The organism is Lysinibacillus sp. GW823-FHT02G10, assembly GCF_058797135.1.
This window is the reverse complement of record NZ_JBXAJI010000009.1, coordinates 1-15118: the sequence shown is the minus strand read 5'-3', so window position 1 is coordinate 15118 and position 15118 is coordinate 1. Positions and strand designations below refer to the sequence as shown.

13 protein-coding genes are annotated in these 15118 nt (G+C 38.5%); 6 read left to right on the top strand and 7 right to left on the bottom strand.

The annotated features are described in order from the left end of the window. Window positions 1-45 precede the first annotated feature (45 nt). The 4 genes from AC1RFD_RS19845 to AC1RFD_RS19830 form a co-directional block, all read right to left on the bottom strand. Entirely contained in the window at window positions 46-522 is a 477-nt protein-coding gene (locus tag AC1RFD_RS19845) for a glutathione peroxidase (protein ID WP_048390772.1), read from the bottom strand. A 14-nt stretch (window positions 523-536) separates the two neighbouring features. Then, entirely contained in the window at window positions 537-1871 is a 1335-nt protein-coding gene (locus AC1RFD_RS19840; RefSeq protein WP_054548904.1) for an FAD-dependent oxidoreductase, read from the bottom strand. A gap of 13 nt (window positions 1872-1884) precedes the next feature. Then, window positions 1885-3030, bottom strand: coding sequence for a VanZ family protein (locus AC1RFD_RS19835; RefSeq protein ID WP_048390777.1), 1146 nt, complete (start codon window positions 3028-3030; stop codon window positions 1885-1887). A 151-nt stretch (window positions 3031-3181) separates the two neighbouring features. Next, window positions 3182-3469 carry a DUF6509 family protein gene (locus AC1RFD_RS19830; RefSeq protein ID WP_036075918.1) on the bottom strand — a complete coding sequence of 96 codons (288 nt, stop codon included), beginning with the start codon at window positions 3467-3469 and terminating at the stop codon, window positions 3182-3184. Window positions 3470-3625: 156 nt separating this feature from the next. Between AC1RFD_RS19830 and AC1RFD_RS19825 the strand changes: the two genes are divergently transcribed. Next, the gene (locus AC1RFD_RS19825) at window positions 3626-4801 is read left to right on the top strand and encodes an alanyl-tRNA editing protein (protein ID WP_492475208.1); all 1176 of its coding nucleotides are present in this window, start codon (window positions 3626-3628) and stop codon (window positions 4799-4801) included. A 585-nt stretch (window positions 4802-5386) separates the two neighbouring features. On the opposite strand, the gene AC1RFD_RS19820 is transcribed toward AC1RFD_RS19825, so the two are convergent. Continuing rightward, window positions 5387-7384 carry a methyl-accepting chemotaxis protein gene (locus AC1RFD_RS19820; RefSeq protein ID WP_485598201.1) on the bottom strand — a complete coding sequence of 666 codons (1998 nt, stop codon included), beginning with the start codon at window positions 7382-7384 and terminating at the stop codon, window positions 5387-5389. 329 nt (window positions 7385-7713) lie between these two features. Between AC1RFD_RS19820 and AC1RFD_RS19815 the strand changes: the two genes are divergently transcribed. The 4 genes from AC1RFD_RS19815 to tatC are packed head-to-tail and all read left to right on the top strand — an operon-like array spanning window position 7714 to window position 11278. Beyond that, window positions 7714-8463, top strand: a complete 750-nt coding sequence (locus tag AC1RFD_RS19815) for a gluconate 2-dehydrogenase subunit 3 family protein (protein ID WP_054548901.1) — start codon at window positions 7714-7716, stop codon at window positions 8461-8463. A 13-nt stretch (window positions 8464-8476) separates the two neighbouring features. Next, a complete protein-coding gene (locus tag AC1RFD_RS19810; RefSeq protein WP_004233912.1) occupies window positions 8477-10189 on the top strand; it encodes a GMC family oxidoreductase in 1713 nt (570 codons plus the stop codon). A 28-nt stretch (window positions 10190-10217) separates the two neighbouring features. Next, the gene (tatA, locus tag AC1RFD_RS19805) at window positions 10218-10421 is read left to right on the top strand and encodes a twin-arginine translocase TatA/TatE family subunit (RefSeq protein WP_048390784.1); all 204 of its coding nucleotides are present in this window, start codon (window positions 10218-10220) and stop codon (window positions 10419-10421) included. Between the two features lie 11 nt (window positions 10422-10432). Further along, the gene (gene tatC, locus AC1RFD_RS19800; RefSeq protein WP_048390786.1) at window positions 10433-11278 is read left to right on the top strand and encodes a twin-arginine translocase subunit TatC; all 846 of its coding nucleotides are present in this window, start codon (window positions 10433-10435) and stop codon (window positions 11276-11278) included. A gap of 14 nt (window positions 11279-11292) precedes the next feature. On the opposite strand, the gene AC1RFD_RS19795 is transcribed toward tatC, so the two are convergent. Next, the gene (locus AC1RFD_RS19795; RefSeq protein WP_054548899.1) at window positions 11293-12108 is read right to left on the bottom strand and encodes a metallophosphoesterase; all 816 of its coding nucleotides are present in this window, start codon (window positions 12106-12108) and stop codon (window positions 11293-11295) included. A 516-nt stretch (window positions 12109-12624) separates the two neighbouring features. On the opposite strand from AC1RFD_RS19795, the gene AC1RFD_RS19790 reads away from it, so the two are divergent. Then, the gene (locus AC1RFD_RS19790) at window positions 12625-13332 is read left to right on the top strand and encodes a response regulator transcription factor (RefSeq protein ID WP_048390790.1); all 708 of its coding nucleotides are present in this window, start codon (window positions 12625-12627) and stop codon (window positions 13330-13332) included. Window positions 13333-13381: 49 nt separating this feature from the next. On the opposite strand, the gene AC1RFD_RS19785 is transcribed toward AC1RFD_RS19790, so the two are convergent. Further along, the coding region (locus AC1RFD_RS19785; RefSeq protein ID WP_492475207.1) for an S-layer homology domain-containing protein at window positions 13382-15118 on the bottom strand (1737 nt) is incomplete at its 5' end.

The following is a 15118-nucleotide window of genomic DNA, read 5'->3' as shown; positions in this document are numbered from 1 at the left end:
ACAAAAAAAGATTCATACACAAACTGTGCATGAATCTTTTCTAATCTATTGTGCTAATACTTTTTGAATATCTTCCTCAAAGCTACTTGGCTTATCTGCTGAGGCGTATCGTCCAACAACCTCTCCATTACGGTTTACAAGGAATTTTGTAAAGTTCCATTTAACACTATTGCCTAAAAATCCTTTGGAATGGGAAGTAAGATAATCGAAAATAGGATGTGCTTCTTTACCATTCACCTTCACGATCTCATGCATCGGGAACGTCACTCCATATGTTAGTCGACATTGGGAAGCCGCTTCTTCAGCTGACGCTAGCTCTTGTTTAAATTGATTTGATGGAAAACCAAGTACAACCAGACCTTGCTCCTGATATTTTTCATAGAGACCTTCTAATTCTTCAAATTGTGGTGTAAAGCCACATTTGGAAGCTGTATTAACAATTAGCATCGGCTTTCCTTTATAACGTTCAAGGCTATAGATAGTACCATCTTCTAAAGTTACATTAATATCATAAATGCTCATCTCTCTACCTCCTATTATAAACGTCCATTCATTCTTGCCACCTGCTGCAAAGGGTCCCAAACACCGTTGAATGGTGGTGCATAGGCCAAATCTAAATCTAGCAAATCAGGTAAGGTCATTTTACTATATAATGCTGTCGCAAACACATCGATACGCTTATCAACTCCCGCTGGTCCCACGATTTGTGCACCCAATAATAATTGATCACGCTTGCGAACGACCACTTTTATAAACATACGTTGTGCACCTGGATAATAGCCGGCTATATGGCGTGCAGATAATTTAAATGCCTCATAGTCAAAACCAAGCTCTTTAGCATCGCGCTCATTAATACCTGTTGTAGCAATAGTTAAATTGAAAAATTTTAAAATAGAAGTGCCCACAATTCCTCTAAACGGAGCAAATTTGCCTGACATGTTGAGACCTGCTAAACGACCTTGCTTATTAGCAGTCGTTCCTAAAGGTATATAATCTAAACGTTCTTTCACAATATTAAAGTGAGTTGCACAATCGCCAGCTGCATAAATATTTTCAAGGGAAGTCTCTAAATGGCGATTTACAATGATTGCTCCATTTTTTGCAAGTGCAATCCCAGTATTCTTTAAAAACTGTGTATTTGGTTTTATGCCTGAAGCGACAATGACTAAATCCGTCTCTAGAACGCCGTTATCTGTAATAACACGTTCCACTCGTTTATTTCCTTCAAAAGCTTCAACGCTCGTATTTAATAACAGCTCTACATCGTTCTTTTTCGCTTCCTCATGAACATGCTGAGCAAGTTCTTCATCTAAAATACGGGCCACATGACTTCCGCGCTGAATAAGCCTTACCTTTTTCCCACAGGCATGTATGGTTTCAGCCATTTCTAAACCAATATAGCCACCACCTATGATTGTTACCTGCTCAATCTCTGATGTTAAATCTGCCATCAAATCTTCCAGTTGAGGAATTGTTTTTACCGTATGGACACCATCTAGCTCATTCCCCCTTTTCACAGGCATGACTGGACTAGCCCCCGTTGCAATAAGAAGTTTATCGTAGGTAATCTCAAATTTATCACCACTTGCTTGTGTACCTGTAATAACCTTCTTCTCTATGTTTACATTCTCTACCTCATAGCCAACTCTTGCATCAATGCCATACTTATCTCGAAAAGTTTCGACATCTCTTGCAATTAAACGTTTGGTTGATGAAATACGACCATCTACAACATAAGGCAATCCACATTGCCCATATGAATAAATAAAACCACGTTCTAAAGTAGTTATTTCTGCTCCTGGAACATTCCGATAGATTTCCATTGCTGCAGACATACCTGCAGCATCTCCACCAATGATGACGTATTTCATTCTACAAGCCCCCTTATTTTTTCCTTGTTGCCATTAAATCTGCATATTGATCGATATACAAACGTCGTTTTCCACCACTTACGATGACCCGTACCACATGAATAGCTATTATCATTGTAAGTGCAAAACCTGCTATTGCGGCAAGTAGAGAAATGACAATTTGTAGAACATAAAATGGTGAATCCATATCTAATTGGATGTCACCTAATGTTGTAATGGCTTCTGATAAACACAAGGTAGCGATAATAGCAATACAACGACGCCATGATTGCTTTACAATACTTTTGCCATTCTTGTTGACCATTGTAAAACGCATCACCTTCATACCGAGTGTTGCACCATTCATCATACTTGGTAACACCCCAAAGAGTACCACGTACAGAGCCATTTTCACTAAGAATTCAAAAGTACCGCTATACCCTGTCAGAACACCAATAATCATCCAAACTGATTGGACGATAAATAAATCAATGGCCAATGCTAGTAAAATAGAAATCGGCTTAACAATATCATTTTTTTCCATTTCAGCAGCTTTAGCCTCAACCTCTTCATGAGAGGGGAATAATGCCCAAACAATTGGTGCTAAGAAGAAACCTAGGAGCGCACCTACACTGTTTAGTAATAAGTCATCGACATCAAAGATTCGGTATGCGCAATTAAAGATGCCATAAATGCCTGTTCTTTGTGTGACCTCATAAAACAATGTTAGCAAAAAGCTAATTAAAAATGCACGTTTCCAGTACCTTCTTTCTTTAAGAAAATATCGCAAGTAAACGCCGAATGGCATTAGTAGTAAGAAATTAAAGAAGGCTTGAAAAAATGCCTGCTGTTTTGTGATAGCAAGCCATGTAGATGGATTTGTGACAACAACGCCACTATCCTTTAAAACATCATCAACAAATTGAAAAAGTCGCAAATTAGTATGAACGGTGTCCGCGGATTGAAGTGAGCAAGTATCTCTTGTAGACGGAAATGGTAGTAATACTAAACAAAGCGCTGATAAAAAGTAAAAAATAAATGAGAACATGATAATGGTTTTGGACATCGATAAGTATCCATACTTACGATACGTATAAATCAGCCATGGTATAAATAGTACAAAGGATAAAATAATAGTTATGAAAAATGCTATAAAAATGGATTGCGTGTACGTTGACATAGAAACACCTCTCTCTTTAAATTGCCCTATTTTCTGAACACTAAAACTAAGTTTAGTCCTTCAATACTACATGTATATTTCATCAAGCTTACATAATCCTTAATTCAATAAAAAAACAGGTAAAGAATCTATACTCTCTACCTGTTACTTACTATGCTTTCGCTATTTCTTCTTTACAGAATGTCAAAATTTCTTCTAGTTCATCATCCTCTAATGCAAAGTCTAAATATTCACCTTCAGCCTTTTCCATGATGAAGTAATTTAATATAAATGGTTCTTCGTCTTTTTCACCAATTAGGACACGAATTTCAATGCCAGCTTCGTGGTAAAGCTCATCCTCTTCATCAATTTCTACATCCAGAATAAATTCATAACGCTTACCTTCAATAATATTTGTTGGGTCTAAAATCTCTTCCATTGAGAATTGTGTAATTTCCATTATATTTGCTCCTTTTTCTTTAGCTGTTCTTTTCTATATTAAATCAATTTCAGCATGGGTCAACTAGAAAACTCGTATACACCTGTCAGTAATTATGCCACAATGAAATGGAATTAATTTAGAACTAAATTTCCCTACATACGAGGAGGCTTTTTCATGAAAGAGCTATTATATTATCAAGACGTTATGTTACAAGAGTTTGATGCAACTATTATTAGTAAAGGAACTGACGAATCCGACCGTCATTATGTTGTACTATCGAACACCGCTTTCTATCCAACTGGTGGTGGTCAACCTCACGATACAGGTACATTGAATGCGTTGGAGGTCATAGATGTTGAAAAAGTGGATGATGAAATTCGTCACTATATTGAAGGTGATCTATCGACTTTAGATGGTGTGGTACATGGCAAGCTAAATTGGCCAAGACGATTCGATCATATGCAGCAGCATGCTGGGCAACATATTTTAACAGCTGCTTTTGTAGAGCTTTTTAATGCGCAGACTGTAAGCTTTCATCTAGGCAGTGAGCAAGTAACAATTGATCTTGCTATAGAAACGATTTCTGAGCAACAGCTTGCAGCGGCAGAAGCAAGAGCCAATGACATTATTCTAGAGAACCTCCCCATTCAAACTATCTGGGTTACAGAGCAAGAGCTGGGCAACTATAATCTTCGTAAAGAAGTTGCAGTGACGGGAGACATTCGACTTGTGATTATCCCTAATTTTGATTACAACGGTTGTGGTGGCACTCACCCTACATCCACAGGGCAAGTTAGTTCCATCAAAATATTAGGGACTGAAAAAATGAAGGGCAATGTGCGCGTTTCTTTTGTGTGTGGTCAACGCGTTTTGACTGAGCTTGGCATGCGGAAAAAAGTATTAGCGGACGTTGCTCGTCAATTAAGTGTCCCTGAGATTGATGCTGCCACAGCACTTACAAAAGTTTTATCTACTCAAAAAACTACAGAAAAAGCACTCGCTGCTGCGAAAGAGGAATTACTCACGTATGAAGCAAAGGCACTTGTTAATAGCGAAGGTGTCGTAACGGCTGCTTTTAATCAGCGAACAATGCAAGAGCTACAAAAAATAGCCCGTATGATTGTTACGGAACAGAAAGATGTAATAGCTCTACTTGTGTCTGAAAATGATGGCAAACTACAATTCGTTGCAGCAAGAGGTAATAATGTTTCAAAAAGCATGAAGGATGTTGCCCAAAAGGCACTGCCGCTTATTAATGGTAAGGGTGGCGGAAGTGACCAAATGGTACAAGGCGGTGGCGATTGCACCGTTTCGAAAGAAGAATTACTAGCAGCGATGCAAGACGCTTAATTACATTATAATAGAGGAGCTGTTTGTTATTAATAGACAGCTCCTCCTATGTTATTGAAAAAAGACAATGTCACTAGCAGAAAAAGACTTTTTGACAAGGTAAGTGGTTGATTTCCGTTACGCCAGCGTCCTTTCCAGGGGGCGTCCGGTGAGCCGCTTCATTCACTTACGGTCGCTCCAGGGCCTCATCTGTGACGCTAAATCCCCTAGGAGTGACACTGGCTCCACTCCAATCAACCATTCTGTAAAAGTGGCTTTTCCTTATCTTTCATATAGTCGTTGTGAACAAAATAGCAAATGTATAATTCGAGAAAGGATAGACTCTTATTTTCAATGGGAGAAATGATGATTGACCACACCTCTCCATAAAATGAATAGTGAACACCTTCAATTAAGCCTTTGCTAAAAAGGTAACATTTTTATGAGGTGGAGTGGATGGATACCTGACTTTCGTGGGATAGCGAGACAGACGATCCTCTGCATGGAGCGGTAATCCATTTTGACCTTTCACAAAAATTGTATGGATGGTTTTGTTTTTCAACACTCTGAGAGGAGCTGTCATTAATAGACAGCTCCTCTCTAATTTTAATATTTAAATTTTTGAATGGCTTCATATAAACGTTTTGCCATTTCTGATAGTTTTTCAGTTTGATTGTTCATTACTGCTACCGTCTTCAACTGTTCCGCTGTTGCATCTGTTACCTCATGCACATAATCACTTGCCGCATGTGCAGTAGCTGCCATTTCTTCCATAGACGCGGAAACTTCCTCCGTATTGGCAGACATTTGTTCAGCTGAAGCATTCATTTCTTCAATTTGACCTGCTATTTCTCCTACTGCTTGAACCATTTCCTCGAAGCGTTCTCCCACTGCCTCAATAGAAGCTAAACCACGCTCAACATTATCTTCACCAAATTCAGCTGCTTTTACTACTTCTAATGTATAAGATTGAACTCTTTCAATAAGCACATTAATTTTAGTAGCTGATTCTGCTGTTTGCTCCGATAGCTTGCGAACTTCTTCTGCTACAACGGCAAAGCCTTTACCAGCATCTCCTGCCCGTGCTGCTTCTATAGAGGCATTCAATGCCAATAAATTTGTTTGATCGGAGATATCGGTAATCATTTTTGAAATTAAGCTAATTTCTTCTGACTCTTTTTCTAGCTTGTGAATAATTGATAGTTCATCTGTTGTGCCTTGCTGAATCTCATTCATACGTAAAACGGATTGTTGAACTGCATGATTGCTTTCACTAATTTTCTGGGAAATAAAATCTGTATTACAAGCAATTGTGGAGGCAACTTCAGCTACATTTTGTATCCCTATCGCCATTTGTTCCATTGCTGAGGCACTTTCCTCTGCCATCACAGTTTGGCTTTGTGCCCCTCGATCTACTTCACTTATTGCACCAGCAATTTGCTTTGAACGCTTTGTTACTCCATTTACATCTCCCATTAAATCACACGCAGCTTCATTCACTGCCGTTGCTTCTTGACTCACTTTGGCTATCATTTCCCGCATATTATCAGTCATACGATCTAATGCACGTGCCATCGTTCCCATTTCATCAATACGTTTCAAATATTTTTCTGGAATTTCCTGTGTAAAGTCTCCTTCCGATAAGCCCTCACTAATGCGAAGTACATGTCGAAGTGGTCTACTAACAGAGCGAGAAATGGCAAATGAGATGCATAGCCCAAGTATTGAAACAATGATCGTAGTGACAATGAAGTTCGTCTTAAGCTTAGAAAGCCCTGAAAACATCTCATCTTCTAATGCGATAACCCCCATTTTCCAACCATTATCGAGGGTATGATAGCCCATTAGACTAGTTCCTGTATCTTCCGTTTCAAAAGAAAAATAACCGTTATCATTAGCAATCATTTCTTTAGCAGCCATTGCTCTGCTTGTCTTGATACCTGTTTCGTCTGCTTCCTTAATTGGATTGTATTGCTCCTTCACATACGAATGATTATTATGTCCAATAATTGTTCCGTTAGCGTCTAACATAAATGCATAGCCACTGTCTCCAACCTTAATGTCTTCTACAATTTTAGATAGGTAATAGCCGTCAATACGTGCTAATAATAAAGCTTTTTCACCTGTCACTGTGTCAATTGGAGAAACGATTAAAATGACTGGTTCACCTGTTACACGACTAATCGTAATGTCAGACATGACAGACTTACCAGTAAAACCTTCTTTTACGTAATCACGATCCCCTAGATCAGCTGTTGTATCATCCAGATAATGGGCAACTCCATTAGCATTGATAATGCCAAAACCTAAGTAATTTTCATTACTGGCAAGACGTTTCGATAGATACTGCTTCTGCTTTTCAAAGTCCATGCTCCGAACTGCCTCTTGCTCTGCAATGGCTTCCACCTCCACTAGTGTTAATTGGAAGTGTTCTTCTATGTATTGGGACACATCCTCTGCTCTAGATACCAAATTAGATTCCACTTGCTCATTCACAGCTTTTGTACTATTTATCCAAGTAGATAGCCCAAGCGTGCCACATGTTACAAATATAAGAGCTATAATTGCAACAATTAATTTACCACCAATACCTTTTAACCACATTTCTCTTTTTCTCACTTCTTCCATTTTTAGCTATACAATCCGCATATTTTTGCATAACTTCAGAGTAAAGTCACTAAAAGTAGAAGTCAACAAAAGTTTTCCAATATGATTAATAAATGTATAATAATACCATTCGCACTACCTTTATAGTGCTAACAATTTTCTACAAAATTTTCAATTCATAGATCCCTCTTGTCATTAAAAAGGAGAGTACACCATGCTAATAGAGGTAATTAAAACATTTTCCAACAAAAATTGATTATAATTCACATTTTTTGCTGATTATTAAAGATAGGATCCGTTTAACACATTTTGAGGGGAGGATTTCCATGAGTTCAGACAAAAATAATGTTTCTCGTCGAGACTTTTTAAAAACTACAGGTATTGCTGCTGGTACATTAGTCGGTGGTGGTTTAATTGGAGGATTAGTTGGTTACAACATCCATGGTAAAGGTACTTCTACCCTAGAGCATGGTGGTCATGAAACAACGAATGAGGCCACAGGCTCACCAAAAGCTAAGATGTTCTTCAGAAATGAAAAAGATTTTAGTATCTTATCAAAGGCCACGGAACGTATCTTCCCAGAGGACGATTTGGGACCAGGAGCTATTGGTTTAGACGTTCCCTATTTTATCGATCATCAACTTGCAGGAAATTATGGAAGTAACTCTAAAGAATATATGCAAGGTCCATTTGATGTTGGTGCCCCAACTCAAGGCTATCAAAGCCGTTTAACGCGAGCGGAAATTTTTAGACAGGGTATTCAAAAAATGGAGGATGAAGCACAAAAGCGTTATAAGAAAAGCTTTAACGATTTAGATGGCAAACAAATGGATGAAATATTAACTGCCTTCCAAAAAGGTGACATAGAAATGGTTGGGGTTACTTCCGCGTTCTTTTTTACATTATTACGAGCAGCTACATTAGAGGGAGCTTATTCTGACCCTATGTATGGAGGAAATCGCAATATGGATGGCTGGCGTATGAAGGGCTTCCCTGGTCACCAGATGGCTTATATTACACAAATAGAAGATGCCAAGTTCCAAAAAATTGAGCCTAATCCATTAGGCAACCACTAGGGGGGGATACAAAATGGCTAAAACATTACCGAGTGTAGACGTTGTAACAGTTGGTGTAGGTTGGACTGGCGGTATTGTCGCTGCTGAATGTGCTAAAGCTGGCTTAAAGGTAGTCGGTTTAGAGCGAGGTCAAAAGCGTGGAACCGAGGATTATTTAAATGTTCATGACGAATACCGTTACGCCATCCGATATGATTTAATGCAAAATCTTTCTAAAGAGACCGTAAGCTTTCGGAATGATCGCAATATGAAGGCATTACCAATGCGTCAGCTTGGCTCCTTCTTACTTGGAGAGGGTCTGGGTGGATCAGGAACACATTGGAATGGAATGACTTATCGATTTTTACCCTATGATTTTCAAATCAAGACATTAACAGATAAACGTTATGGACCAAATAAGCTTGGACCAGATTATCTGATTCAGGATTGGGGATTAACATATGATCAGCTTGAGCCCTATTTCGATAAGTTCGAGAAAACAGCTGGTATTTCGGGTGATGATAAAAATAAATTTAGTGGAAAGCGTTCGAATCCCTATCCAACACCGCCTATGAAAAAAACGCCTATGCTTGCACAATTCGAAAAAGCTGCAACAAACCTGAAGCTAACACCTTATATGGTTCCATCAGCTAATGTATCAGAGGTTTATAAAAATCCAGATGGCGAAACGATCAACGCTTGCCAATATTGTGGTTTTTGTGAACGCTTTGGATGCGAATATGGTGCAAAGTCGTCCGCAGAAATTACTGTTGTCCCTACAGCCCTGAAGACAGGAAATTTTGATTTACGCTTTAATTCCAATGTTGTTGAAATTTTAAAGCAGGGTAACAAGGCTACAGGTGTAAGATATATCGATACTGTTTCGGGAGAAGAATTCATTCAACCAGCTAATGCTGTTGTATTAACTAGTTATGTCTTTAATAATGCCAAGCTATTAATGGTCTCTGACATTGGTGAAAGATATGACCCTACTACTGGCAAAGGAACACTTGGCAGAAACTATTGCTATCAAATTTTGCCTGGTGCTGCTGGGTTCTTCGAGGAACAATACAATACATTTATGGGTGCAGGTTCGTTAGGCATGTGTATAGACGATTACAATGGGGATAATTTTGACCATAGTGATTTAGATTTTATTCACGGAGGTAATATTGCACTTACACAGACAGGGACGCGACCAATCGGCTCAAATCCAACTCCGCCTGATACGCCTACTTGGGGACCAGAATTTAAAAAGCAATCTATTTATTACTATACACGTTCATTTGGGATTGGTGCGCAAGGAGCATCTATGCCACATAAGGAAAACTATATATCACTGGACCCTACCTATAAGGATGCTTACGGGCTGCCATTAACTCAGTTAACATACAATTTTACTGATCAGGATCGAGCTCTTCATAAATATATCTCTGCACGTGCAGCTGACATTATGAAGGAAATGGGTGCAAAAACTATTGTCCCTAACGCGGAAATTACCGATTACAATATCGTACCTTACCAAACAACGCATAATACAGGTGGTACGGTGATGAGCTTAACACCAGAGCAAGGGGTTGTGAATAATTACTTACAGCACTGGGATGTTGATAACCTTTTCGCAGTAAGTGCAGGCAACTTTGCACACAATAGTGGTTATAATCCAACAGGCACATTAGGGGCACTTGCCTACCGTTGTGCTGAGGGAGTCATCAAATACAGTCAATCAGGTGGTTCATTAGTATAAATAAATCATTCTAAAGGAGGCAAGACTTATGGGAGGTCTAGGAGCAATTGGAGTACCTGGATTAATTATTATTTTAGTGATTGTATTAATTGTATTTGGCCCAAAAAAATTACCAGAAATCGGTGGAGCGGTTGGCAAAACGTTTGCAGAATTTAAAAAGTCTACTAAGGGACTTATGGATGATGAAGATGATACCGTGAAAAAGGTCGAAAAAAAATCTGATGCTTCGTAGGAGGGTTTCCTATGGATCCATATGAAGACGGAAAAAGAAAATATTTAAGCCCTCTAGATAAACCACAAGCCGAGCCTCCAAAGCCAGTGGAGGCTTTAGTTGAAATACCTACGGTAGCAATTGAAGAGGATCATGTGTCAGATGAACCCCTGATACCTGTTACCTCATTATTGGAGCATCTTAGTGATTTACGTAAGCAAATTATCAAAGGGTTAACAGTTTTTATTTTATTTTTTATTGTTGTCTTTTCTACTATTAATATTTGGTTTCCATTCATAACGCGAGGTCACTCACTCGTTATTTTAGGACCACTAGAAGTAGTTAAATTTTACATGACGATTTCAACAACTTTAGCTTTTGGTCTTGCAATGCCTTTCCTCGTCCACTTTCTTTGGAGCTTTATTAAACCAGGCTTAAAAGAAGAGGAAAGTCGATTTTTAGGCCTCTATGCACCAATCATGTTAGTTCTATTTTTAGTAGGAGTAGCTTTTGGCTATTTCGTCGTTAACCCACTTAGCTATACATTCTTAGTAAGCATTGGGGCTACCAATTTCGATGTCATGGTATCAGCAAATGAATATATGCACTTTTTAATCATGACTACAGTACCGCTTGGTCTATTATTTGAGTTACCGATTGTTGCCCTATTCTTATCAGCCATTGGTGTACTGACTGCTGAATCCATGAAAAAAATACGAGGCTGGTCTTATATCGCAATGGGCGTAGGCTCCGCTGTTATCACGCCACCAGACTTTATAAGTCAGTTACTCGTATTAATACCGATGATTATTTTATATGAAATAAGTATTTACCTCGTTAAACGTATAGAACGCAAACAAATTGAAAGCACTGCGTAAATTTTACGCAGTGCTTATTTTTTCTTTAGATCCATCACAATAATTTCTGGTAGATTAAAAATACGATATGGTACTGTGCTATTACCCAACCCTCTACTAACTACCATTTTCGTCGCGCCTGCTTCGTAGACACCAGCTGTATATTTTGGGAACAGCCCCTGTCCTGGTGCCACAAGTCCTCCAAGCCCAGGAATACGAACTTGCCCACCATGCGCATGTCCCGAAAATACTAAATTTATGTGATAATTTACATACGTATTAAATAATTCTGGTCTATGTGCTAGTAACAACTTAAACATATCGTCTGGCAAATAGGCCGTTGCAATGTCCAGCATATCTTCTGTTGTTCTACCCATTAACGGATCCTCAATACCAACAATCGCCAAGCGCTCCCCGTCGCGCTCTAACACGGTCGATTCGTTGGCCATAATATGTACCCCTAACGATGACAGCGCCTCATAAATTTCATTCACCTTATTCGTCGCTACCTCATGGTTTCCTAGTACATAATAAACATCCGCTATTTTAACTAGTCCTTCCACTGCTTGTAGGCTTTGTTTTAAATTATAGCGATTACTATCGATCACGTCACCTGTGATAAAAATATAATCAGGCTTTGTATCCTTTACCTTAGCAATCAATTTTTGTTGCTTGTCACCAAAGACAGCGTCATGTAAATCCGAAACTTGTACAATGCGTAGCCCATCAAAGCTGTCAGGCACACTATCTGATTCAAACACATGTTTACTTACGACTAGCCAGTGATTGTTTACGTACAAAAAAATGACTATAAAAACAACAAAGAAGATACCATATAATAATTTTTTCAATCGCAATCGCTCACTTTGTGGCTACTTTTTTCAGAAATAATTCTGACTTTCTCATTATAAGCAAAAAACAGAGTGATTGTAAGTATATGCACTTTAAATACACAAAATGCACAAATACACTTAGCTTAAAATTTTTATCATTAGATTATGATACACGCTTTAATCTATTATTTGTTAACTATTGGCATGCTATACTATGGGTAGAAAGGCATATTTTATTATCCCCTCATAATACATCACGATATGGGAAATGCATCTCATTTACTAAAGTGCGAGAATACTAATAAACTTAAATCAGTTAAAGGAGAAAAAAATTGCTTTATTGTAAGTAATGATCCAGTTAGATTGGACGATAAATGTGTTTTACATACTAATAAATTACATAATTTACAGAATCGAATAATTTCAGAATCCAGCTTCCATTGCTACAGGCAAGTATAAAACTGATGACGAAAAATTTATTTAGTACAGTTGCGCTACATAATATTCTAAATTTAGATGATAAGAGGTGAAAAAATGTTGAAAGCCATCATAGTAGATGATGAAATTTTAGCAATCAATTTATTAGAAGCCACGTTACATGATAATAGCGATGTTACTATTATCGGAAAATTCGTAAATCCACTAGAGGCTATTGCAAACATCCCTACACTCAAACCTGATATTCTTTTTTTAGATATAGATATGGCCGAAATGAATGGTATTGAATTTGCTAGTAAGATTGCAGACCTTCCTTTTTTAATGGACATTGTATTTGTCACTGCATATGAACGTTTTGCAATAGAAGCTTTTAATGTACAGGCTGTTGACTATATTTTAAAGCCTATTGAGAAAGAGCGTTTAATGAAGACAATCAAGAGAATATCCATGCGTAGAAAGCAATTTCATGTTAAAGCTGCTGTACACCACATAGAGGAAGAAGCTCATATAATAGAGGATTTTCACTTTCATGTTCATTCTGGAAGAGTATATATCGGTAACACAGCATTAGCCCTATCTACAAAGGAATTTCAAATTTTTTTCTTTCTAGCACAACGACCTGGACAAATTTTTCCCCCATCAGAGCTGTATAAGCTTATTTGGGCAGAGGAAAGTATCGGGCATACACAGGCATTGAAGGTTCATATTAGTAATTTACGAAAAAAGCTAGAATCCGTTGCTGGCCATAGAGCAAAGATTATAACAGTGAGGGGTTCGGGATATAAATTCCATTTCGAGCCATGAAAAAGAAGGGCACTGCGATTACATTACGAATCGCGTGCCCTCTTTTTGGTTATTTTTTTGCGGCTTCTTGAATCTCATAAAATGCCCAATGGTGTTTTGGAACATCTTTAAATAATGGTGTTTGATCTTCAATAAGAACTTGACGTTCAAACAGTCGATTTAATACCTTCACTGCTTGTGCACGTGTTAAAAATCCATCTGGATTGAATGTATCTGCTGTTATTCCTGTCATAATTTCCGCTGCATTGACAGTATCAATTGCTTGCCTTGCCCAATGATGGACACTCACATCTTTGAATACTGCACTTTGTGAGGTTGGTGAACAGAAATCTGCATCAGGACGTTCTATACATTGCTGTTCTATCCAGCGGGCTGCCACTGTAGCCATCTGTGCACGCGTAATAAAGCCGTTTGGATTAAAGTTCGTTGCTGTAACCCCTTTAAACAGACCCTTTTCCTTCGCAAATTCGATTGCATCTTTAGCATCATGTTGGAATGTATCTGTATAGGTTACCTTTGCTTGCGGTATGGCGTTACCTGTTAATTGACGAGCAAACATACTTGCCATCTGTGCCCTTGTAACAGAAGCATTCGGACGGAAGGTACCATCTGGATAGCCTTGAATGTAAGGTAGATGTGTAACACCCTCTGTAGTTGGCTCCTTCACTTCTTCCTTCTCTGGTAAGTAGAGAATGGAGAAGGTGGAGAATTTATTCACCTCAAACTGTAAACCTGTTATTCCCTTTTGATATTCTACAATCTTCCCACGTACAACTTCTTTTGTGCCATCACTATGCTCGATAAAGATCGCCAAATTGGCAAGTTGTTCATCTGTTAAATCTGTAGGCAACGGCAATGTTAATTTAACAGGACGGCTTTGCATATTGGTTTCAATGCTCATTGGACGACCAAGTAACTCTACAACCGCACCTTCTACCAATTGCTGCACAACGGTTTCCCTTTTGGCTTGTTCTACAATCTCTAGCTGTTTATCATGCCCTTTTATCGGAACGAGTCGGAAGTATAGATTTTCACTAAACATTTCCAATGAAGTTTTTGGCACTTCAATTCTAACGTTATCGGTAACAATTTCGAGATGGACTGCTCCATTTTGCAAAAGTGACAGCACATGTTTAGGAATGGACACTTGGACTTGATTTACTTGATCCTTCTCGTCTGGGATGACAATCCTTGCTTTATCATTCCCTTGTTCCTTTAATTTCCTAATTGTCTCTGTTGCGCTTGCTGCTGTTAATGTGACATCATCATTCATCGTGTTATCTACATTTTTTGCTCGTTTTATCGTTGTTTTTGAAACTACATCACCATTGCCAGATTCTACATCTACTACAATTTCCTCTACATTGGTTGAAGGTGTTGATGAACCTGAATCAGGATTTGGTGAAGGATCAGTATTACCGCCACCTGTATTATTACTAATCCATTTTGCATAGATCACTGTGTTTGCTGTAATAAGAGTATTAAAATTATATGGTGTTGTGTAGGCATTACTTGTATACCAGCCCCCAAATGTATAGCCAGCTTTCGTTGGCGCTGGTGTAGGCTGACCTGCTTTTCCTTCATGTACCACCATCTGATTGGAGACAGCACTACCGCCAGCCACATCAAAGCTTACCGTATGTGTCACAGTCACAGGATTCCATTTCGCATAAATCATTGTGTCTCCTGTAATCGTAGTATCAAAATTAAATGCTGTATTTCCCATACTGCTTGTGTACCAGCCGACAAATGTATGTCCTGCTTTCGTTGGTGGAGGTGGCTCCGT

Excerpts from the sequence above, each read along its gene's own strand:
- AC1RFD_RS19830 (WP_036075918.1), bottom strand. The coding sequence starts at position 3,469 with ATGGAAATTACACAATTCTCAATGGAAGAGATTTTAGACCCAACAAAT.
- AC1RFD_RS19815 (WP_054548901.1), top strand. The coding sequence starts at position 7,714 with ATGAGTTCAGACAAAAATAATGTTTCTCGTCGAGACTTTTTAAAAACT.
- tatC (WP_048390786.1), top strand. The coding sequence starts at position 10,433 with ATGGATCCATATGAAGACGGAAAAAGAAAATATTTAAGCCCTCTAGAT.
- AC1RFD_RS19845 (WP_048390772.1), bottom strand. The coding sequence starts at position 522 with ATGAGCATTTATGATATTAATGTAACTTTAGAAGATGGTACTATCTAT.
- AC1RFD_RS19810 (WP_004233912.1), top strand. The coding sequence starts at position 8,477 with ATGGCTAAAACATTACCGAGTGTAGACGTTGTAACAGTTGGTGTAGGT.
- AC1RFD_RS19840 (WP_054548904.1), bottom strand. The coding sequence starts at position 1,871 with ATGAAATACGTCATCATTGGTGGAGATGCTGCAGGTATGTCTGCAGCA.
- AC1RFD_RS19790 (WP_048390790.1), top strand. The coding sequence starts at position 12,625 with ATGTTGAAAGCCATCATAGTAGATGATGAAATTTTAGCAATCAATTTA.
- AC1RFD_RS19820 (WP_485598201.1), bottom strand. The coding sequence starts at position 7,384 with ATGTGGTTAAAAGGTATTGGTGGTAAATTAATTGTTGCAATTATAGCT.
- tatA (WP_048390784.1), top strand. The coding sequence starts at position 10,218 with ATGGGAGGTCTAGGAGCAATTGGAGTACCTGGATTAATTATTATTTTA.
- AC1RFD_RS19825 (WP_492475208.1), top strand. The coding sequence starts at position 3,626 with ATGAAAGAGCTATTATATTATCAAGACGTTATGTTACAAGAGTTTGAT.
- AC1RFD_RS19835 (WP_048390777.1), bottom strand. The coding sequence starts at position 3,030 with ATGTCAACGTACACGCAATCCATTTTTATAGCATTTTTCATAACTATT.